This is a genomic window from Mycobacterium sp. IS-1264 (assembly GCF_001954195.1).
Taxonomy (GTDB): domain Bacteria; phylum Actinomycetota; class Actinomycetes; order Mycobacteriales; family Mycobacteriaceae; genus Mycobacterium.
Genome location: NZ_MBES01000085.1, coordinates 1 through 19,617, shown reverse-complemented (window position 1 = coordinate 19,617; position 19,617 = coordinate 1). Strand labels below are relative to the sequence as shown.

17 protein-coding genes are annotated in these 19,617 nt (G+C 69.2%); 7 read left to right on the top strand and 10 right to left on the bottom strand.

Going from position 1 to position 19,617, the window contains the following annotated elements:
• Positions 1–35: 35 nt before the first annotated feature.
• Positions 36–1,061 carry an Rv2578c family radical SAM protein gene (locus A5744_RS22565; protein WP_076064601.1) on the top strand — a complete coding sequence of 342 codons (1,026 nt, stop codon included), beginning with the start codon at positions 36–38 and terminating at the stop codon, positions 1,059–1,061.
• On the opposite strand, the gene A5744_RS22560 is transcribed toward A5744_RS22565, so the two are convergent.
• Positions 1,058–2,644: a metallophosphoesterase family protein gene (locus A5744_RS22560; RefSeq protein ID WP_076064600.1), complete on the bottom strand. Its 1,587-nt coding sequence runs from the start codon at positions 2,642–2,644 to the stop codon at positions 1,058–1,060. The two genes, A5744_RS22565 and A5744_RS22560, sit on opposite strands and share 4 nt — an antisense overlap.
• Before the next feature lie 27 nt (positions 2,645–2,671).
• Entirely contained in the window at positions 2,672–3,517 is an 846-nt protein-coding gene (locus tag A5744_RS22555) for a patatin-like phospholipase family protein (protein ID WP_076064599.1), read from the bottom strand.
• Positions 3,518–3,580: 63 nt separating this feature from the next.
• Between A5744_RS22555 and A5744_RS22550 the strand changes: the two genes are divergently transcribed.
• Positions 3,581–4,024, top strand: coding sequence for a hypothetical protein (locus A5744_RS22550; protein WP_076064598.1), 444 nt, complete (start codon positions 3,581–3,583; stop codon positions 4,022–4,024).
• Between the two features lie 28 nt (positions 4,025–4,052).
• Here A5744_RS22550 and A5744_RS22545 read toward each other — a convergent pair whose 3' ends face one another.
• The 3 genes from A5744_RS22545 to A5744_RS22535 are packed head-to-tail and all read right to left on the bottom strand — an operon-like array spanning position 4,053 to position 6,339.
• Positions 4,053–4,934: a neutral zinc metallopeptidase gene (locus tag A5744_RS22545; RefSeq protein WP_076064597.1), complete on the bottom strand. Its 882-nt coding sequence runs from the start codon at positions 4,932–4,934 to the stop codon at positions 4,053–4,055.
• A gap of 9 nt (positions 4,935–4,943) precedes the next feature.
• Entirely contained in the window at positions 4,944–5,441 is a 498-nt protein-coding gene (locus tag A5744_RS22540; protein ID WP_076064596.1) for an SRPBCC family protein, read from the bottom strand.
• Between the two features lie 10 nt (positions 5,442–5,451).
• Complete coding sequence (locus A5744_RS22535; RefSeq protein WP_205866337.1) at positions 5,452–6,339, bottom strand: oxidoreductase; 888 nt, start codon at positions 6,337–6,339, stop codon at positions 5,452–5,454.
• A 56-nt stretch (positions 6,340–6,395) separates the two neighbouring features.
• On the opposite strand from A5744_RS22535, the gene aspS reads away from it, so the two are divergent.
• Positions 6,396–8,168, top strand: a complete 1,773-nt coding sequence (gene aspS, locus A5744_RS22530; RefSeq protein ID WP_139331462.1) for an aspartate--tRNA ligase — start codon at positions 6,396–6,398, stop codon at positions 8,166–8,168.
• A 47-nt stretch (positions 8,169–8,215) separates the two neighbouring features.
• Here aspS and A5744_RS22525 read toward each other — a convergent pair whose 3' ends face one another.
• Positions 8,216–8,539 carry a hypothetical protein gene (locus A5744_RS22525; protein ID WP_076064594.1) on the bottom strand — a complete coding sequence of 108 codons (324 nt, stop codon included), beginning with the start codon at positions 8,537–8,539 and terminating at the stop codon, positions 8,216–8,218.
• 126 nt (positions 8,540–8,665) lie between these two features.
• On the opposite strand from A5744_RS22525, the gene A5744_RS22520 reads away from it, so the two are divergent.
• Together A5744_RS22520 and A5744_RS22515 are read left to right on the top strand one after the other, a co-directional pair.
• Positions 8,666–9,100 carry a nitroreductase family deazaflavin-dependent oxidoreductase gene (locus tag A5744_RS22520; protein WP_076064593.1) on the top strand — a complete coding sequence of 145 codons (435 nt, stop codon included), beginning with the start codon at positions 8,666–8,668 and terminating at the stop codon, positions 9,098–9,100.
• Positions 9,101–9,225: 125 nt separating this feature from the next.
• Positions 9,226–10,290 (top strand): FUSC family protein, encoded by a 1,065-nt coding sequence (locus tag A5744_RS22515; RefSeq protein ID WP_076064592.1) that lies wholly within the window; start codon positions 9,226–9,228, stop codon positions 10,288–10,290.
• Between the two features lie 7 nt (positions 10,291–10,297).
• Here the strand turns inward: A5744_RS22515 and A5744_RS22510 are convergent, their stop codons facing one another.
• On the bottom strand, positions 10,298–10,687 hold the full coding sequence (locus A5744_RS22510; protein WP_076064591.1) for a hypothetical protein: 390 nt from the start codon (positions 10,685–10,687) through the stop codon (positions 10,298–10,300).
• A 69-nt stretch (positions 10,688–10,756) separates the two neighbouring features.
• On the opposite strand from A5744_RS22510, the gene A5744_RS22505 reads away from it, so the two are divergent.
• Positions 10,757–11,698, top strand: a complete 942-nt coding sequence (locus tag A5744_RS22505; RefSeq protein WP_076064590.1) for a transglutaminase family protein — start codon at positions 10,757–10,759, stop codon at positions 11,696–11,698.
• The gene (locus tag A5744_RS22500; RefSeq protein ID WP_076064625.1) at positions 11,691–12,746 is read left to right on the top strand and encodes a putative zinc-binding metallopeptidase; all 1,056 of its coding nucleotides are present in this window, start codon (positions 11,691–11,693) and stop codon (positions 12,744–12,746) included. Before A5744_RS22505 ends, A5744_RS22500 begins: the two co-directional genes overlap by 8 nt.
• Positions 12,747–12,753: 7 nt before the next feature.
• On the opposite strand, the gene A5744_RS22495 is transcribed toward A5744_RS22500, so the two are convergent.
• The 3 genes from A5744_RS22495 to A5744_RS22485 all read right to left on the bottom strand — a co-directional run.
• The gene (locus A5744_RS22495) at positions 12,754–15,387 is read right to left on the bottom strand and encodes a circularly permuted type 2 ATP-grasp protein (RefSeq protein WP_076064589.1); all 2,634 of its coding nucleotides are present in this window, start codon (positions 15,385–15,387) and stop codon (positions 12,754–12,756) included.
• The gene (locus A5744_RS22490; RefSeq protein WP_076064624.1) at positions 15,387–18,719 is read right to left on the bottom strand and encodes a transglutaminase family protein; all 3,333 of its coding nucleotides are present in this window, start codon (positions 18,717–18,719) and stop codon (positions 15,387–15,389) included. The genes A5744_RS22495 and A5744_RS22490 overlap by 1 nt, the downstream gene beginning before the upstream one ends.
• Before the next feature lie 72 nt (positions 18,720–18,791).
• The coding region (locus tag A5744_RS22485) for a hypothetical protein (protein ID WP_205866336.1) at positions 18,792–19,617 on the bottom strand (826 nt) is incomplete at its 5' end.

The following is a 19,617-nucleotide window of genomic DNA, read 5'->3' as shown; positions in this document are numbered from 1 at the left end:
TTGACGCCGCATCGAACGAGTGTTCGAATAGGTGGATGCGGTGGGCTACTCAGGCCGTCGCGGTCAACGGGCAACCCGTCGACGACGGGGCCCTGCCCGGGCTGCAGCGGATCGGCTTCGTCCGGAGCGTGCGCGCGCCGCAGTTCGACGGGATCACCTTTCACGAGGTGCTGTGCAAGTCCGCGTTGAACAAGATCCCGGACGCGGCGGCGCTGCCGTTCCGCTACACCGTCAACGGCTATCGCGGCTGCTCGCACGCCTGCCGCTACTGCTTCGCGCGCCCCACCCATGAATATCTGGAATTCGACTTCGGCACCGACTTCGACACCCAGGTGGTGGTCAAGACCAACGTCGCCGACGTGCTGCGCCGCGAGCTGCGCCGCCCGTCGTGGCGCCGCGAGGCCGTCGCGCTGGGCACCAACACCGATCCCTACCAGCGCGCCGAGGGCCGCTATGCGCTGATGCCGGGCATCATCGGCGCCCTCGCCGACTCCGGCACGCCGCTGTCGATCCTGACCAAGGGCACGCTGCTGCGCCGCGACCTGCCCCTGATCTGCGAAGCGGCCCAACACGTTGCGGTATCGGTCGCGGTGTCGCTGGCGGTGGCCGACGCCGAGCTGCACCGCGACGTCGAACCCGGCACCCCGACGCCGCAGGCGCGCCTGGGCCTCATCACCGCGATCCGCGATGCCGGCCTGGACTGCCACGTGATGGTCGCGCCGGTGCTGCCGCATCTCACCGATTCCGTCGAGCACCTCGACGGTCTGCTTGGCCAGATCGCGGCCGCGGGGGCCACCGGCGTCACGGTCTTCGGCCTGCACCTGCGCGGCTCGACCCGCGCCTGGTTCATGTCGTGGCTGGCCCGCTCGCATCCCGAGCTGGTCGGCCGCTATCGCGACCTCTACCGCCGCGGCGCCTACCTCCCGACCACCTACCGCGACATGTTGCGCGACCGGGCCGCGCCGCTGATCGCGAAGCATCGGCTCGGTGGCCACCATCGCCCCGTCCCACGGGCTGCCGCGGTGGTGGCGCCGGAACCCGTTCAGCAGACGCTGTTTTAGGCCCGCTTGTCGCCACGCGGTTTGGTCAGCGTGAACTGGTCGACGACGGTGACCGCGCCGAACAACCCGCGCAGCGCGTAATACGTCGCCTTGATCGAGGTGTTGCTGCCGGGTTGCCCCGGATCGACGTCGAAAGCCACGAAGCCGTAAGGGTTGTCGCGATCGCGAAACGCCGACCACGGCGCATCTTCGATCGCATAGATCGGTGGCTTGCGCCCGATCGCCGGATCGAACGCGCCGACACCCGTCAACACGCGGCATAGCGGCTGGGCGAAGAACAGGTCATTGGACGGCGCGGAGGTGCCGCCCCCACCGATGACGATGTGCACCGTGCCCCGGGTCGCGTCGATGAGATCGGAACGGGTGTCGACGGGCCTCGGGGTCCGGGTATCGGTGCCCAGCGTCCCGCGCAGCGGATGTGACCGTTCGTAGTGATGTTCGTGGCCGCACAGCACCAGATCGACCTGGTACTGATCGAACAACGGCAGCCATTCCTCGCGGATGCCGAGGTCGGCGCCGTTGCGGCGGTCGGCGGTGGAGATCGCCGTCTGATGCATGCAGACAACCACCCAGTCGACATCGGGGTCGCGCCGCGCCGCGGCGAGTTCGCCTGCAAGCCAGCGCTTTTGCTCGCCGCCGGAGTAGCCGTGCACATAGAAGTTGCCGCCGTCCTGAAAGGCGACGTCGTCGTTGTTGAGGCTGATCACCCGCACCGAGCCGGCGGTGAAGGAGTACCACATGCCGCGCATCTCCGGGCCGGATCCCGAATCGGGTACTTGGAAGTACGTTTGATACGCGCCGTAACCGATTGGGCCGTTGCCCAATTCGTTCTCGTGATTGCCCGCCGCCGGCATCCACGGCCGATAGCGCGCCGAGCGGGTGTTGTTCTCGAACCAGTTCGACCAGGTGCGGATTCGGTCCTGCGCCAGGTTGGCGTAGCACAGGTCGCCGTTGACCAGGTTGAACAGCGGGCCGAGCCGTTCGATCGCCAGCGTGGTGTCGCCGGCCGCGGGTGAACCGATGTTGTCGGTGCCGTAGCCGCCGTTGGGCAGCTTGTCCAGTGTCGGTGTGGACTGATCGCCGAAGCTGGTGAAGCGCAGCGGTTTTCGCCCCACCGGCGCGGTGCGCACCGTTCCGGGTTCCGGGTCGGCGCCGTCGTGCAGCGCGGCGTAGACGTAGTCGGTATCCGGGGTAAGGTTCGTCAGGCGGGCGTGGTTGACGCGAACTTCGGTGTTGGACTTGGCGTCCCGGTACGTGCGCGTCTCGGCCGCCACGGTGCGGCCGAATCCGGACGCCGGGGTGCCCAGCATGACTCGTGGATTGCCAACGGCGTCGGTGCTGTGCCACGACACCACCACCTCGGTGGCGGCATTCCTGCCGAATTGCAGGTGCAGCCCGGCCACCGGCGGCGCCGCGCCGCGATCCGGCTGGTGCCACAGCGCCGGGCCCCGGGGATGCGCGTGGCCCGACCACAGCAGCGCGGCCCCGCCGACCCCGACGCCGCCCAGCACCGCGGAGGCCGCGGTTGAGGTGAGCAGCCGGCGGCGGCTGATCCCGCCGGCCCGCTCCGAGTCGTCGCTCATGCTTGCTTCATACCCGAGCCGGGCGACCTAGTGGCGATGCGGTTCGAGCAATCCGGCTTGGCCTTCGGCCGGCGGGCGCGCCGCGAGCCACTCGCGGGTGGCCGCGTGCGACCGCTCGATCAGCGTTGCCCCGTGCGAGAAGTCGGCTCCCGACGTGGCGACCGGGCACAGCGGCCGGATCACGCGGAGGTCGATGTCCTGTTCGAAGCGCTCGACGTCGACGGCCAGGCGGTGGTTGACGGCGAGGGTCATGGCGTGCAACGCCATGTTCACAGCCGTCTTGGGCGCCGCGGGCAGGTCGCACGAGTAGCCGGTCGGCAGCACCCAGATCCGGTCGGCGCCGAGCTTGACGGCGTGCGAGATCGGGGTGTTGTTCACCACGCCGCCGTCCATCAGGTGGCGGCCGTCGATGCGCACCGGCGGGAAGACGCCCGGGATCGCGGCGCTGGCGGCGATCGCGTCGACGGCGTCGCCCGACGACAGCCGCACATCGGTGCCGGAGATGACGTCGGTGGCCACCACGTGCAGCGGGACGGGCGCGTCCTCGAGACGTTCGAACTCCAATTTCTCGGCGAGCAGGCGCCGCAATCCGGTGTTGGGGACCAGGTGCGACCGGCGACCAAGCATGCCCAGCGCCCCGGCAAGCGGATGGGTGGGGAAGATGTCGCGTCGCGACAGCGACACCCACAGGTCGGCGAGGCCGCGAATCCCGGCGGCGTCGGGCCGCGACGCGATCCACCCGCCGTTGACCGCGCCGACGGACGTGCCGACGATCAGGTCGGGCGATTCCCCTTCGTCGGCCAGGGCGAGCAGCATCCCGACATGGATCGCTCCGAGGCTGGCGCCGCCGGACAACACGAATGCGGTGGGCACAGCTGCATCGTAGGGACTTTCGGGTCAAATTCCCGGGGTAACGGATCCGGTAGCGTTTTCGATATGACCAACGTGCGAAATGTGACCAGCGTGGTCGCCGCGGCAACGTTTGCGGCAGCTGCAGCAGTGGCTGTCACGCCCGCGACCTCCTATGCGGATCCGGCCGGCCATCAGGTGACGTACACCGTGTCGAGCCCCAACAATCTGACCGCCACCGTCAACTACGTGAACGCCGATCCGCCCAGCCAGGCCGCCTACGATGCGGACCCGTCGAAGTTCATGACCAGCGTGCAGGCTCCGCTCAGCGGTGGAACGCCGGTCACCTACACCGTCACCATGGCGAACCCGACGCAGTGGGCGAGCATCAGCGCCAGCGGCATGCTGCATTGGCCGGATTCGGGCAACGGTCCGGCCTCATTCCACTGCGAGATCGCTGTGGACGGCCAGGTGGTCGCGCAGCAGGACGCGACCACCACCGTCACCTGCGCGGCCCGGCCGACCGGGTAAGCGCCGAACTCAAGGGCCTGCTTGCCGCCTAGCCGAGGTTCGTGGCGGCGAAGGTGTCGCACTGGTGCGGGTCACCGGTCTGATACCCGATGGTGAACCACTTCTGCCGTTGCGCGGCGGACCCGTGCGTCCACGACTCCGGGTTGACGCGCCCGGTCGTCTCCCGCTGGATGCGGTCATCGCCCACCGACGCCGCGGCCGACAGCGCGTCGGCAATGTCCTTGTCGCTCAACGGCTGCAGGTACGGCACGCCGGTGCTTTCCTGCTTGACCGTCGACGCGTAGTGCGCCCAGATGCCGGCGTAGCAGTCCGCCTGTAACTCGGTGCGCACGCCGTTGCCGCCGGCGCCCTGCGCGCCCTGCTGCGAACGGCCCAGGACGCCCTGCAGCTGCTGCACGTGATGGCCGTATTCGTGGGCGACCACGTACTCCTGCGCGAATGGTCCACCGCTGGAACCGAATTTGTCGACCAGCTCCTGGAAGAAGTCGGTGTCGAAGTACGCGGTCTGATCCACCGGGCAATAGAACGGCCCGACCGCGGTGGTGGCCGCGCCGCAGCCGGTCTCCACCTGGCCGGTGAAGAGCCGTACGCGCGGGCGGGTGTAGCCCGGCATCAGCTGATGCCAGACCGCGTCCACCGAATTGCCGGTGGCGATCACGCGGCACTGCACGTACTTGTTGGCGTCGGCGCCGGTCTTGCACTGGCCTAGGTCAAACCCGGGCGCCGAGTAGCCGCCCGTGTTCATCTGCTGGGAGTTCATCACGCGGCTGGGGTCGACGCCGAAGAACAACGCCGCGAGCAGGATCAGGAGCCCGACGCCGCCGCCCCCGACGGCCATGCCCATGCCGCCCATACCGCCGGACGACTCCGCGGTGCTGGTGTCGATCTGCATACCCTCGTTGAAGGTCATCGCACCCTCCTAATGCTGCTGGGCCGCGCGCGCATCGGTATAGCTACGCAGATTACGCAGAAACCGGCGCAGGCCCAGGTTCAGCAGCGGCCCGGCGAACAACATCGCCAGCCGCGCCGGGCCGGCCGGCTGCTGCGCCATGGTCCAGGTCAGCCGGCAGCCACCGGGAATGACTTCCACCCGGTAATCCTCGGCGAATGCGGCCACCGAGCGCGTCGAGCACTCGTTGAACCGAAATGCCATGTGGCTAAACGGTTCCCACGCAATGAACTCCTCGTCGCCGACGATGCCGCCGCGCATCTCGACGATGCGGGTGGTGCCCACGCCGCGCGGCTCGGGACTGGTCCAGGTCACCTTGGTGATCACCGGGGCCCAGCGCGGCCAGGATTCGGCGTCGGCGAGCACCTCGAACAGCTGCTCGGGTGTGATGGCGAGATCGACACTGTTGCGGAATCGGAATGGCGCGTTCTCGATGAAGCCGAGGTCGACGCGCTCGCAGGCGTACATGGCCTCTAACCTAGCCCGGACCGTCGCTGGCGGCGGCCAGCAGCGGCACCAGGATGTCGCTGATCGGCGTCGCCAGGTTGTGGGCGCGGGCCTTGCGGATGATCACCCCGTTGCGGATCTGCCACTCCAGCCGCCGGCCGTTTTCCGCGTCGGCCAGCATCGAGGTGCTCATGTCTTCGGGAACGTGACGGAACATGTCGACCAACTCGTCGACCACGCCGTCCGGCAGCCGGGCCCCTTCGGCCCGCGCGACGGCCAGGCATTCGGCGACATAGCGCCGCGACAACGCGGCGACGTCGTCGCGGCGGAACATGCCGGATCGCCGCCGTGAGAGCACCATGAACCCCGCCAGCGCGTTGGTCAGCAGCTTGCGCCAGGCCCCCGTGAGGAAGTCCGGATCGCACTCGACGTGGCAGCCGGCGCCGCGCAGCAGCTCGGCGACGCTCTCCGCCGCGGGTCCGGAGGGCAGCACCAACCGGGCCTCGGTGCGTAATCGCACCCAGCCGTCGGGCTGAGTCTCGGCCGAATACCACACGATGCCCGGGATCACGGGGGAGGACGGGCAGTGCGGCTTGACCTGCTCGACCTGCTCGACACCGTTTTGCAGCACGGCGACGATGGTGTGCTCGTCGCACAGCCGCGCCAGCCAGCCGGCCGCCTCGTCGTTCTGGGTGGCCTTGACCGCCAGGACCACCAGGTCGACCGTGCCCGTGATCTCCGCGGGATCGGTGAGCACCGGGCCGGGCACCACGATCGGCTCTTCGCCGTCGGGCCGCAGCTCGATGCTGTCGCGGGGAGTGTGGCCGCAGACCAGGACCGAATGCCCGGCCTTGTAGAGCAGCGCGGCGACCGTCGTGCCGACGGCGCCGGGACCGACGAGGGCGATGGTGGTGGCGATAGGACCGAAAATACCTGCTCTAGACTGGTCACTCGTCCAAAGCCTGCTGAAAGGGAGTGTTTGTGCTGCGCAGCCACGCCGCTGGTTCGCTACGGGCGAGCGACGCCGGACAGCAGGTGACGTTGGCCGGCTGGGTGGCGCGCCGCCGCGACCACGGCGGTGTCATCTTCATCGATCTGCGCGACGCCTCCGGCGTGGCACAGGTCGTCTTCCGCGCCCCCGACGTGCTGGCCCAGGCGCACCGGCTGCGCGCCGAGTTCTGCATCGCGGTCGACGGCGTCGTGGAGATCCGCCCGGAAGGCAACGCCAACACCGAGATCGCCACCGGCGAGATCGAGGTCAACGTCACCTCGCTGACCGTGCTCGGCGAAAGCGCCCCGCTGCCGTTCCAGCTCGACGAGCCCGCCGGCGAGGAGCTGCGGTTGAAGTACCGCTACCTCGACCTGCGCCGCGACGGCCCGGCCGGGGCGATTCGGTTGCGCTCCAAGGTGAATGCCGCCGCCCGTGCGGTGCTGGATCGCCACGACTTCGTCGAGATCGAGACCCCGACCATCACCCGCTCGACGCCGGAGGGGGCGCGCGACTTCCTGGTGCCGGCCCGCCTGCACCCGGGTTCGTTCTACGCCCTGCCCCAAAGCCCGCAGCTGTTCAAGCAGCTGCTGATGGTCGCCGGGATGGAGCGCTACTACCAGATCGCCCGCTGCTACCGCGACGAGGATTTCCGCGCCGACCGCCAGCCAGAGTTCACCCAGCTCGACATGGAGATGAGCTTCGTCGACGCCGAAGACGTGATCGCGATCTCCGAGGAGATCCTGGCCGCGCTGTGGGAGCTGATCGGCTACCGGCTGCCGACCCCGATCCCGCGGATCAGCTACGCGGACGCCATGCGACGGTTCGGCTCCGACAAACCCGACATGCGGTTCGGGCTGGAGCTCGTCGAGTGCACAGAATTCTTCAAAGACACCACATTTCGGGTCTTCCAGGCGCCGTATGTCGGCGCGGTGGTGATGCCCGGCGGGGCCTCGCAGCCGCGCCGCACGCTGGACGGCTGGCAGGAGTGGGCCAAACAGCGCGGCCACCGCGGACTGGCCTACGTGCTGGTCGGAGACGACGGCACGCTGGGCGGCCCGGTGGCCAAGAACCTCAGCGAGCGCGAACGCGACGGCCTGGCCGCGCATGTCGGCGCCAAGCCGGGGGACTGCGTCTTCTTCTCGGCGGGCCCGGCGAAGTCGTCGCGGGCGCTGTTGGGCGCCGCCCGCGGCGAGATCGCGAGCCGGCTCGACATGATCGAGGAGAACGCGTGGGCGTTCGTCTGGGTGGTCGACCCGCCGCTGTTCGAGCCCGCCGAAGAGGCGACCGCCGCCGGCGACGTGGCGGTCGGCTCCGGAGCGTGGACCGCGGTGCACCACGCGTTCACCTCGCCCAAGCCTGAGCACGAGGACGCGGTCGACAAGGACCCCGGCGGTGTGCTGGCCGACGCGTACGACATCGTCTGCAACGGCAACGAGATCGGCGGTGGCTCGATCCGTATCCACCGCCGCGATGTCCAGGAACGCGTGTTCGCGGTGATGGGCCTCGACAAGGCCGAGGCGGAGGAGAAGTTCGGATTCCTGTTGGAGGCGTTCATGTTTGGCGCGCCGCCGCACGGCGGCATCGCCTTCGGCTGGGACCGGATCAACGCGCTGCTGTCCGGCGTCGACTCCATCCGCGAGGTGATCGCATTCCCGAAGACCGGCGGCGGCGTCGACCCGCTGACCGACGCGCCGGCGCCGATCACGGCCCAGCAGCGCAAGGAGTCCGGAATGGACGCCAAGCCGGAACCCAGCTGACCCCGGGCGCGTAACGCCCGGGGCGAGCTTCAGTGTGGTTGCCCCGCTTACACTTTCCGGGTCTGTACCGGCGCGTGATTCGGCGGTGCCACCGGCGGGTGGGGGTGCGTGCGTGCCGGCGCATCGGTGACGACCGTTTTGCCGTTGGTGCAGGTGACGAGCTTGCCGCCGACGATGACGCCCTGGCCCTCGTCGATCGGGATGTCGTAGCCGTCCGGGTCGGTGTAGTGGCATCCGCCGCTCGGGCCGGTGGGCCCGTTGGGCTCCGCATACGCGGTGGCGGGGGCCAACGCGACAATGGCCAGCGCGCCGAAGAGCGTCGCGGCGTACCGAAAGCGAGTGCGTTTGCGGCTGGTTGATGTGTTCTTCATGGTGATCTCCCTTAGGTTGTCGCCGCCCGTTTTTGGGCTTTGTTCATCGACTAGGGGCAACCAGGAGCACAAAAATGGACACTTTCTGTCCGGAATAGACTCCGAACCCGAAAAGGTTGACCAGGCATGACCCAAGGGATCCCTGATACCGACACGATCAACGCGTTCAACAACGGCATCGTCGACGAGTTCCGCGCCAACGACGGCAAGGTCGGCGGCCAATTCGCCGGTGCCAACCTGTTGCTGCTCACCACGACGGGCGCCAAGTCCGGCAAGAAGCGGACTTCACCGCTGGCGTACTTCCGGATCGACGGCAAGCTGATCATCATCGGCTCCTTCGCCGGCGCCCCGGTCAGTCCGGCGTGGGTGCACAACCTGCGCGCCAACCCGGCGGCCCATGTCGAGATCGGCACCGACACGTTCGACGTGACGGCCCGCGAGCTGCCGACCGCGGAGCGCGACGAGCTCTTCGAAAAGGTCGCGGCCGCGGCGCCGGGCTTCGCGGAATATCAGTCCAAGACCACCCGGGTGATCCCGCTCTTCGAATTGCAAACGACCTGAGGTTGTCGCCGAGCGTGGGGCCTATGGACGAATTCGCGGCAATTTCCGTACGTAAGGCCCACACTCGGCGCCCAAGGACCTAGCCCCGCCGAGCGACCCCGCGCGCGGTGGGGTAAGTAAGCGTGATGAGCGCTTCGCTGTTGACGCGGCCGTCGGGGGCCAAATCCGCCGTCGTCGCGGGTTTCAAACGGGTTCGTGACCTGTGGTTCACGCTCCTCCAGACGTCGGTGGCCGCGGGCCTGGCCTGGTATCTCGCCCACGATGTGCTCGCGCATCCGCAGCCCTTCTTCGCGCCGATCGCCGCGGCCGTGTCGTTGTCGATCAGCAACGTGCTGCGCGCCCAACGCGCCATCCAGATGATGATCGGCGTCACGCTGGGAATCGGGGTGGGCACCGCCGTGCAGGGCCTTCTGGGGCCCGGGGCGGTCCCCATCGCGGTCGCCGCGCTGATCGCACTCCTGGTCGCGGTGTTCATCGGTCAGGGCTACATCGGCCAGGGCATGATGTTCGCCAACCAGACCGTCGTGTCGTCGATCCTGGTGCTGGCGTTGTACCGCGGCGGGGTTGGTTTCGAGCGCATCTTCGACGCGCTGATCGGCGGCTGCCTGGCCATCGTCTTCGCCGTCGTCCTGTTCCCCGCCGACCCGCTGGAGGTGCTGCGCAGCGCCCGCATCGGAGTGCTCGGCACCCTGCGCGCGGTGCTGGCCCGCACCGCGGACATCGCGTCGGGCCGCAGGGTGCCGGCGCCCGACTGGCCGCTGTCGGCCGTCGACAGGGTGCACGGGCAGCTGGGTGGCCTCATCGGCGCGCGCACCACCGCCCGCCACGTGGTGCGGATCGCCCCGCGGCGATGGGGGATGCGCGGAGCCGTGCAGGCCGCCGAGCACCAGGCCGTGCACGTGGCCCTGCTCGCCGGTTCCGTGCTGCAGCTGGCGCGGGCCGTCGCGCCCCCCGACGACGCCGGCTGCGATCTTGCGCCCCCGGTGCCGGACGTGCTGGTCGACCTCGCGGCGGCCACGGCGCTCGCCGATTCCGATCCCGCGGGAGCATGCGCCTACGTGGCCGCCGCGCGCCGCCATGCGTCGACGCTGCACGCCGGCGCCCGCGAGCGAACCGACGTGGTGCTCGCCGACGTCGTCCAGGCCTGCGTGGACGACGTGCAACGGGTCATCGACCTGCGGGCGCTATGACCCGGGCTCAGAAGGAGCCGGTCAGGAACTCCTCGACAAGTTTCTTGGGCGCCTGGGTCAGCCAGGCCTCGGTGATCAGCTCCTCGAGGCCGCGGGCCTCGATCTCGGCCAGTCTGACCAGCACCGCCGGATAGCCGTCGAAATGCGGGGTGGTGAAGTAGATGGCCGGCTCGTCGGCGATCAACGCGAATTTGACGCCCTCGTCGGACACCCGGACGCCGAGAATGTCGCCCTCGGGTGGCTCCACGCCGCTTGCCGCCAGCGCCTCGCGGTCCGAGGGGCGCAGCGGACGCTCCCACGCCAGCAATTTCTTGCCGACCCGCCAGTCGTGCGGTGACTGCTCGGAGGTCAGCGGTAGCTCGCTAACGATGCGGGCGACGTCGTCCCACGTGGCCACACCACGATTGTGCGCCGGATATGGTGCGGATGGTGCCGTATTGGCAATCGATTGCTAGGAGGTGGCGGGTTGTCTTCGGAAGCGTCTGAGGTGCAGGCCGCGGTCACCCGCCGCCATCGCGTCACCCATCGCACCGAGTACCGCTACTCCGACACGGTGACCAGCTCCTACGGCCGCGGTTTTCTCACCCCGCGGGATTCACTGCGGCAGCGCTGCATCGCGCACCGGCTGGATATCGAGCCGGCCCCCGCCGACATCTCCACCAGCCTCGATGCCTACGGCAACATCAGTTCCTTTTTCCACGTCACCGAGCCGCATCGCACCCTCACGATCACCAGCGACTCGATCGTCGACGTGTATCCGCTGCCCGCCGAGACCTACACCAGCGGGCCGGCCGTGGCGCCCTGGGAGGAAGCCCGGCCGGCCGGACCCCGCGGGGCGCTGGCGACCGAGTTCACTCTGGACCTCGATCCGCCCGAGATCACCGACGCCGTGCGCGAATACGCGGCCCCCAGCTTCGCGCCCGGGCGCCCGCTGGTGGAGGTGTTGCGCGACCTCGCGTCCCGGATCTTCACCGACTTCACCTACCGATCGGGCTCCACGACGATTTCCACCGGGGTCGGCGAGGTTCTGGCGGCCCGGGAGGGGGTATGCCAAGACTTCGCGAGGCTGGCGATCGCCTGTCTGCGAGCCAATGGTCTGGCGGCGTGCTACGTGTCCGGGTATCTGGCCACCGACCCGCCGCCGGGAAAGGACCGAATGATCGGTATCGACGCCACCCATGCCTGGGCCTCGGTATGGACCCCGCGGGAGCCCGGCCAGTACGAGTGGCTGGGCCTCGATCCCACCAACGACCAGATGGTCGACCAGCGCTACATCGTCGTCGGGCGCGGCCGCGACTACGCGGATGTGCCGCCGCTGCGGGGCATCATCTACACGGATGCGGAGAACAGCGTGATCGACGTCGCCGTGGACGTGGTGCCGTTCGAGGGTGATGTGCTGGATGCGTGACTTCCACTGCCCCAACTGCGGCCAGCGTCTGACGTTCGAGAACTCCACCTGCCTGGCGTGTGGCAGCGCGCTGGGGTTTTCGCTCGAGAACATGGCCCTGCTGGTGATCACCACAGGTGAGGAAGGCGACAAGCCCGGCTTCGTCTGCGCCAGCGAGTACGAACTGTGCGCCAATCGCCATCTCGCCGAATGCAATTGGTTGGTTTCCGTCAACGACCCCGGCGGACTGTGCGCATCGTGCGCGCTGACGCTGGAACGGCCCAACGACAACGACGCCGACGGGCTGGCCGCGTTCGCCCGGGCCGAGGCGGCCAAGCGGCGGCTGGTCGCCGAGCTGTCCGAGTTGAAGTTGCCGATAGTCGGGCGCGACCGGGATCCCGACTACGGCTTGGGCTTTCGCCTGCTGTCCAGCGCGCACGAAAAGGTGATGACCGGCCACGACAACGGCGTCATCACACTGGATTTGGCCGAGGGCGACGACGTCCATCGCGAACAGCTGCGGGTCGAGATGGAAGAGCCGTACCGGACCCTGCTCGGCCACTTCCGGCACGAGGTCGGGCATTACTACTTCTACCGGCTGATAACCCCGTCGAGCGATTACGTGACGCGATTCAACGAGCTGTTCGGCGACCCGGACGCCGACTATCAGGAGGCGCTGGATCGGCATTACAGCGAGGGCGCGCCGCAGGGTTGGCAGGAGAGCTTCGTGTCGTCGTATGCGACCATGCACCCCGCCGAGGATTGGGCCGAGACCTTCGCCCACTACCTGCACATCCGCGACACGCTGGACACCTGCGCGTGGTGCGGCCTGGCGCCGGCATCGGCGACGTTCGACCGGCCGGCCTTGGGCCCCAGCGCATTTCCCAACATCATCGAGATGTGGCTGCCGTTGTCGTGGTCGCTGAACATGGTGAACCGTTCGATGGGCCACGACGACCTGTATCCCTTCGTGCTGCCCGCGGCCGTCCTGGAGAAGATGCGGTTCATCCACACGGTCATCGACCAGGTGACCTCGGATTCGAAGGGGCCCACGGCCGTCAGCGCTTAGCTGCCGGCTAGGCGGGCATCACGCGGCGTTCGTCGCCGCCCCACAGCGGCCGCATGGCGACCGGCAGTGCCAGCTGTGTTTCGGTGATCGCCTCGGCCAGATCGCGCAACTCGGCTTGGATGGCAGCGAGCAGATCCGCCAGCTGCGCGCGGCGGCCGTCGGTGACCTCGTCCAGCTCGTCGGGATGCGACCGGCGCAGCCGCGTCCCGATCTCGTCGACCAGCCGCTCCGGTCGCGACGATCCCGACGAGCCGGGCAAGTCCTTGAGGTCGGCCCGCAGCCGCTCCACCTGATACAGCAGCGATCGCGGGTTTTGCGCGTCGAACAGCATCAGCTCGGTCATCGCGGCGACACTGACCTTGCCGACCGTGCGGCGCCGGTAGATCACGGACGACTCGCACGCCACCAGCGTGGCCTCGATGACGGCCTGCTCGGCGGCGGCGCCGCGCACGGTGGTCATCGTGGCACCCAGCAACGCGGTCAGCCAGAGGCCCCGTTCGATGCGTTTGCCGATGTCCATCATCGTCCAACCCACGTCGCGCACCATCGACTCGCCGGCGATCCCCGCCAGCGTCAGCATCCCGGCCAGCGTCTGCGAATGCGCCGAGGCGAGCAGGCCGTCGGCCCGGGCGAGCGACTGCGGCGGATCGGCCCGGTGGGCCAGCGCGCGCTCCACGCCGGCCAGCACCATCCACGTGTCGTTGGACAGCTGGTCGCGCACCGCCCTGGCGGCCAGCGCGAGCCCCTCCACCGACTGGACCAGCGACCCCGGCCGGTCGGGGTCCACCGTCAAGGACCACAGCGTCGAGGGGGCGATGGCGATCATCTCCGCGTGGTCGTGGTCGGCGCCGGTGTCGGTCCCGGTGATGCGGCCCAGCGCGGCCATCAGCACTGGGACACACAGGCTTTCCTCGGTGTCCTGCTGGAGCCGGTAGACGTGGAAGCGGTCGCGGGCGACGATCAGCAACCGGGCCATGTTCTCCGCCCGCTCGCCGTAGCGTCCCATCCAGAACAGGTCGGACAGCACACGCGGCGAGCTGACCGCCCAGGTACCGGCGGCGGTCTTCACCGGTGGCTCGACCACGGGCAGCGTGATGGCCTCGGCGCGGGCCCGCTCGGTTGGGCGTACCCAGACGTCTTTTGCCGCAACGGTTTTCAGCGTGTACGCGGCGGGCCCGGGTGCCAGTACATAGCCGACGCCGCCGACCATCGGCGCGTAGCCGCTGCGCTGGGCGACGGTGAACAACCGCATGCCGATACCGGCCGACGACAACTCGCCGGAATGATCGGTCGGCGCCGACGAGAACTGCGGCAGCTCCTGGCCGACCCAGTGCCAGGGCATGTCCTCGATCCTGGCCGCCAACTCGGTGAGCTGGGTCGACGAAAGTGTCGGCCCGACAAGGGTTTTCCCGCCGACCGTGGACTTGATCAGCAGCGACGAGAGATTGGCCAGCAGGTGCGAGCGTTCGCTCGCGATGCCGCCCCAGTACAGCGGTGCGGTCCCCAGCAGCGGGGGTTCGCCGAGCAGCCGCTCGGCCAGGTCAGGTAGAAAGCGCAGTAGCCCAGGGCTTTCCAGGATGCCGCTGCCCAGGGTGTTGACCACGGTCACCGTGCCGCGGTGCTGGGCCTCCACCAAACCGACGACGCCCAGCCGCGAGTCCGCGCGTAGGTCCAGCGGGTCGGCGTAGACGGCGTCGACGCGGCGAAGCACCACGTCGACCTGTTTGAGCGTGCCCAGCGAGCGCATCCACAGCTTGCCGTCGCGCACCACCAAATCGGCACTTTCCACCAGCGGAAAGCCCAGCAGCGTCGCCAGATACGCCTGATCAAAAGCCGTCTCCGAGTAGATGCCCGGCGACAGCACCACCACCACCGGGTCCTGGGCGACGTCGGGCGCCGCATCGATCAGCGCCAGCCGCAGCGCCTGCGCGAACGGGGTGGTCGGTCGCGGCGCGATCCGCTCGTAGAGGTCGGGAATGGCGTGCGCGATGACGCGCCGGTCGGCCAGCGCGTAGCCGGCGCCCGACGGGGCCTGCGTCCAGTCGGCGTTGACCTGAAAGCTGCCCTCGGCAAGCCGGCTGACATCGCAGGCGTGCATGAAAAGCTGGTGGTGCCCGGGCACTTCGATTCCGGTGGCGCTGCGCACGTAGCCGGGATGGGCGAACACCAGCTCCGGCGGAATCACCTCGTCGGTGAGCAGGCTGCGGGGCCCGTAGAGATCCGCGAGCACGGCATCCAGCAGGCGCGAGCGCTGCACGAGCCCGGCCTCTAGCACCTCCCAGTCGGCCGCGGAGATCACGATGGGCAGCGTGTCCAGGCTCCAGGGTCTGGGCTCCACGCCGTGGCCGTCGCGGCCGGAATCGACCTCGGTGTAGGTAATGCCGTCGTTGTCGATCAGGCTGTGCACCAGCGACCGCAGCTGGTTTAGCCCGGCCCGCCCGCACTCGGCGACGGTATCGGCCAACTCGGCCCAGGCCGGGCGCACGTTGCCGTCGTTGTCGACGAATTCGTCGTAACCGATCCCCGGACCGTGCCGCAGATCGAATAGCGCTTCCTGCGCCCGCGCGGTCTGATACCCGGCCAGCAGCCGGTCGGCGTCGTAGCGGTCCGCAGGAACCGCAAGGGAATCCGGGGATGCCATTACTGCTGAACGCTACGCACGCGCCGCAGGTCAAGGATGCCCGGCGCGCCGATGTCGGTGAATATTCGGGCCTGCTTCTCCCGGATGGCGGACAGGTCGAGCTTGCCCGGGGTGAAGCCGGTGGCCTCGAAGCGGCGGGCGCGCCGCGACTCGGCCTCGACGGCGTTGACGGGCGGCTCGTCGTAGGCGCGGCCACCGGGATGCGCGACGTGGTAGGTGCACCCGCCGCGCGACGTCCCGGTGGCGAGATCGACCAGCTCGAACCGCAGCGGCACGTCGGTGGTGAGCGTCGGGTGCAGGGCGCTGGGCGGCTGCCACGCCTTGAACCGCACCCCGCCCACGTGGATGCCGGGGTTGTCGGTCGCCAGCAACGGCAGCGGATAACCGTTGCACGTCACCACATAACGGTCGCGGTCGGCGCCGATGATGCGGACCTGAATGCGTTCGACCGACGAGTCGACGTAGCGGGCGGTGCCCGTCGCGGTGGCCTCCTCGCCGAGGGTGTTCCACGGCTCGATGGCCCCGCGCAGCTCGATCTCCACGCCGTCGAAGACGGCGGTGCCGATGCGCGGGAAGCGGAATTCGGTGAACGGGTCGAGCCAACTGGTCTCGAACGCGATGCTGTGCGCGCGCAGGTCGGCGGCGACATCGGCGATGTCGTGAATCAGGAAGTGCGGCAACAGGTATAGCCCGTGCAGGTTGGCGCCGTGGCGTATCAGCGGGGCGCGCAGCGGCTCGTCCCAGAACCACGCGACCAGCGAGCGCACCAGCAGCGACTGCACCATCGCCATGCGCAGATGCGGCGGCATCTCGAAGCCACGCAGCTCCAGCAGGCCCAGCCGACCGCGGGGGCTGTCGGGGCTGTAGAGCTTGTCGATGCAGAACTCGGCGCGGTGGGTGTTGCCGGTGATGTCGGTGAGCAGGTGGCGCAGCGCCCGGTCGGTCACCCACGGCCGCGGCGCGTTGCGCCCGAAAGGTCCGGCCAGCCGGGAGATTTCGGCGAACGCGATCTCGAGTTCGTAGAGCGCCTCGTCGCGGCCCTCGTCCACGCGCGGCGCCTGCGACGTGGTGCCGACGAACCGCCCGGCGAACAGATAGGACAGCGCCGGGTGTCGCTGCCAGTAGGTCAGCAGCGAGACGAGCAGGTCGGGGCGGCGCAGCAGCGGCGAGTCCGCGGGCGTGACGCCGCCCAGCGTGATGTGGTTGCCCCCGCCGGTGCCGCCGTGGCTGCCGTCGACGTCGAACGACTCGGTGGACAGCCGGGCGAGCCGGGCCTGCTCGTACAGGGTTTCCAGCTGCCGATGCTGTTCGGCGAAGCTGGCGGTGGGCGCGACGTTGACCTCGATCACGCCCGGGTCGGGCGTGATCGTCGTCGAGGCCAGCCGTGGATCCGGCGGCGGGCCGTAGCCCTCGATCACCACCGGGCAGCGGGCCTGCGCGGCCGCGGCCTCGACCCTCGCGATGAGGTCGACGAAGTGATCCAGCGCCTCGGTGGGCGGCACGAAGATGTACAGCAGCCCGTCGCGGACCTCGCCGACCATCGCCGTCGGTGGCGCGGCGTCGTCGTCGACCACCGCGGCCGTCGACTCCTCCGCGGGCTCGCCCGCGGACAGGGGGTCGGCGTCGAACGTCGCGCGCGGCGGTCGCCAGCTGATCGAATCCAGCGGCAGCCGCAGGCCCGCCGGCGAATCGCCCTCCAGCAGCACGATGCGGCCGCGGCGCAGCCGCCAGTCGGCGCTGGCCCAGCCCGACCCGTCGTCGCGGCGGTGCAGCGGCAGCACGAACGCCGCCGGGGACGTGGTGGATTCGTCCAGGCGCGCCAGCAGCGCGGCCCGGGCGGCGGCGCTGTCGGCTGTGAGGTCTTCGCCTGCTTGCACCGGGTCGCCGTCGGGCAGGCGCACTTTGGCCGCCAGCCACGCCAGGGGATCCTCGTAAGCCGGCCGCACCTGCGACGGCGGCAGCCCCAGTCCCTCGGCGACCCCGGCGAGCAGCTTGTAGGCCGCCTCGTTGTCCGCGGCCGGACCGTTCGGCTCGCCGGCCCAGGGGTCGGCGAGCAGCGTGTCGTCGGTCCACAGCGGTCGGCCGTCGGTGCGCCAGTACAGCGCAATCTGCCAGCGCGGCAACGGTTCTCCCGGATACCATCTGCCCTGCCCGCGCTGGATCAGCCCCGTCGGTGCCCACGCCGCCTTCAGCCGCGCGGCCAGATCGGAGGCCCGCTGGCGCTTGTGCGGGCCGTCGGCGGCCGTCGTCCACTCCTCGTCGGTTTGGTTGTCCACCGACACGAACGTCGGCTCGCCGCCGACGGTCAGCCGGACGTCCGCGGCGGCCAGCCGCTCATCGACGCGGCGGCCCACGTCGCAGATCGTCTGCCACGCCTGATCGATGTAGGGCAGCGTGACGCGCGGGTCTTCGTGCACGCGGGTGACGGTGTTGGAGAACTCCAGCACCGTGGTGCAGATCTCGGTGCCGCCGCTGATGGGTGCCGCGGTCGCGGGATGCGGGGTGGCGGCCAACGGGATGTGGCCCTCGCCGGCGAACAGGCCCGACGTCGGATCCAGCCCGATCCAGCCCGCGCCGGGGATGTAGACCTCGGCCCACGCGTGCAGATCGGTGAAGTCGGCCGCGGGGCCCGACGGTCCGTCGAGCGCCTCGACGTCGGATGCCAGCTGCACCAGATAGCCGGACACGAAGCGGGCGGCCAACCCGAATTGGCGCAGGATCGACACGAGCAGCCACGCCGAGTCGCGGCACGAGCCGATGCCGGTGCGCAGCGTCAAATCCGGTGTCTGCACACCCGGTTCCATGCGCAGGCTGTAGCCGACGTCGGCGTTGATCGCGCGGTTGAGCGCCACCAGGAAGTCGATGGTGCGGGTGCCGTCCGGGACCGAGAAGTTGCGCACCCACGCCTGCACGAGCTCGCCGGGACCGGAGGCCCCACCAGCCTCCGGGTCGCCCTCGTCGACGGGCCGCAGATACGGTTCGAGGTCCTCGGCCAGCGGCTTGGGGTAGGTCAACCCGCCGGGCGGCCACGTCTCGGCCCAATCCTCGATGAAGAAGTCGAACGGGTTGATCACCTTGAGGTCGGCGATCAGCCCGACGGTGATGGTCAGCTGTCGCATGGGATCCGGAAACACAAGCCGGGCAAGGAAGTTGCCCACCACGTCCTGTTGCCAGTTGATGAAGTGCTCGGCCGGCTCGACGCGCAGCGAGTAGGCCTCGATGGGCGTGCGGGAGTGCGGCGCCGGGCGCAATCGCACCACGTGCGGATACACCTGCACCAGGCGATCAAAGGAGTAGCTGGTGCGGTGCTCCAGCGCGACTTTGATACTCATCACCGCTGATTGCACCACAAGGGCCGCAACCACGCAGCGCAGCGTGCTACGCAGCGAAAACCGACGCGTCGGCTATGCGGGCTGTGATCCCGGCGGCGGGCCCGTCTGGTAACCCGGCTGGGTCGCCGGAACGACCTGACCACCCGACAGCTTGCGGTAGGTGTAGATCTGGATGAGCTGGGCGATCGGGAAGGCGACGATAAGGCCTATCCCGCAAAGCAATTCACCGACCAACACCACCGCGTATTGCACGAGCCACGACAGCAGCGCGCCGCCGATGTTGGACCTGGTGGTCGCGATGCTGGCCTTGATGGAGTCGATCGGCGACAGCGATCGGTCGATGGCGAACGGGATGGCGAACATCGCGAGGAAGCCGAAGATGAGGCCGGGGATGATGCACAGGAGCGACCCGATCATGACGCCGATCGCGAGCAATATCGAGGTGAGCACCACGGCGCCGAGGTTGCGCACCTTGAAGAATGTTCCGACGGTCACGGGCTTTCCGTCGGCGATGTCCAGGCAGCCGGACGCCAGCGCCGCGGTCATGTAGATCGCCGTCAAGAAGAGCAGCACGTAACCGATGAACAGGACGACGTACGACGCGGCGCTGTAGGTGACGGCGACGTTGCTGGCGGTGTTGCCGTAGGGGTCGGTGTAGGTGCTGCTCGTGCTCTGGCCGAAGACCACGGGCAGGAGTCCCGCAACCAGACCGAAGATCACCAACGCCACCACGTACACCACCACGGGCACGATGAGCGCTACGGCGTTCTGGGAGAACTTGTTCCACGCCCAGGTCACCGCCTCGCCGACGTTCAACGGCGGCGCGGCCGGGCCGCCGGGGGCCCCACCGTAACCGGGTTGCGGTGGTGGGTAGCCGGCCGGGGGCGGGGCGTAACCG

Coding starts and splice junctions, on each gene's coding strand:
- A5744_RS22565 (WP_076064601.1), top strand. CDS start 36: ATGCGGTGGGCTACTCAGGCCGTCGCGGTCAACGGGCAACCCGTCGAC.
- A5744_RS22560 (WP_076064600.1), bottom strand. CDS start 2,644: ATGAGCGACGACTCGGAGCGGGCCGGCGGGATCAGCCGCCGCCGGCTG.
- A5744_RS22550 (WP_076064598.1), top strand. CDS start 3,581: ATGACCAACGTGCGAAATGTGACCAGCGTGGTCGCCGCGGCAACGTTT.
- A5744_RS22545 (WP_076064597.1), bottom strand. CDS start 4,934: ATGACCTTCAACGAGGGTATGCAGATCGACACCAGCACCGCGGAGTCG.
- A5744_RS22540 (WP_076064596.1), bottom strand. CDS start 5,441: ATGTACGCCTGCGAGCGCGTCGACCTCGGCTTCATCGAGAACGCGCCA.
- A5744_RS22525 (WP_076064594.1), bottom strand. CDS start 8,539: ATGAAGAACACATCAACCAGCCGCAAACGCACTCGCTTTCGGTACGCC.
- A5744_RS22520 (WP_076064593.1), top strand. CDS start 8,666: ATGACCCAAGGGATCCCTGATACCGACACGATCAACGCGTTCAACAAC.
- A5744_RS22515 (WP_076064592.1), top strand. CDS start 9,226: ATGAGCGCTTCGCTGTTGACGCGGCCGTCGGGGGCCAAATCCGCCGTC.
- A5744_RS22500 (WP_076064625.1), top strand. CDS start 11,691: ATGCGTGACTTCCACTGCCCCAACTGCGGCCAGCGTCTGACGTTCGAG.
- A5744_RS22495 (WP_076064589.1), bottom strand. CDS start 15,387: ATGGCATCCCCGGATTCCCTTGCGGTTCCTGCGGACCGCTACGACGCC.
- A5744_RS22490 (WP_076064624.1), bottom strand. CDS start 18,719: ATGAGTATCAAAGTCGCGCTGGAGCACCGCACCAGCTACTCCTTTGAT.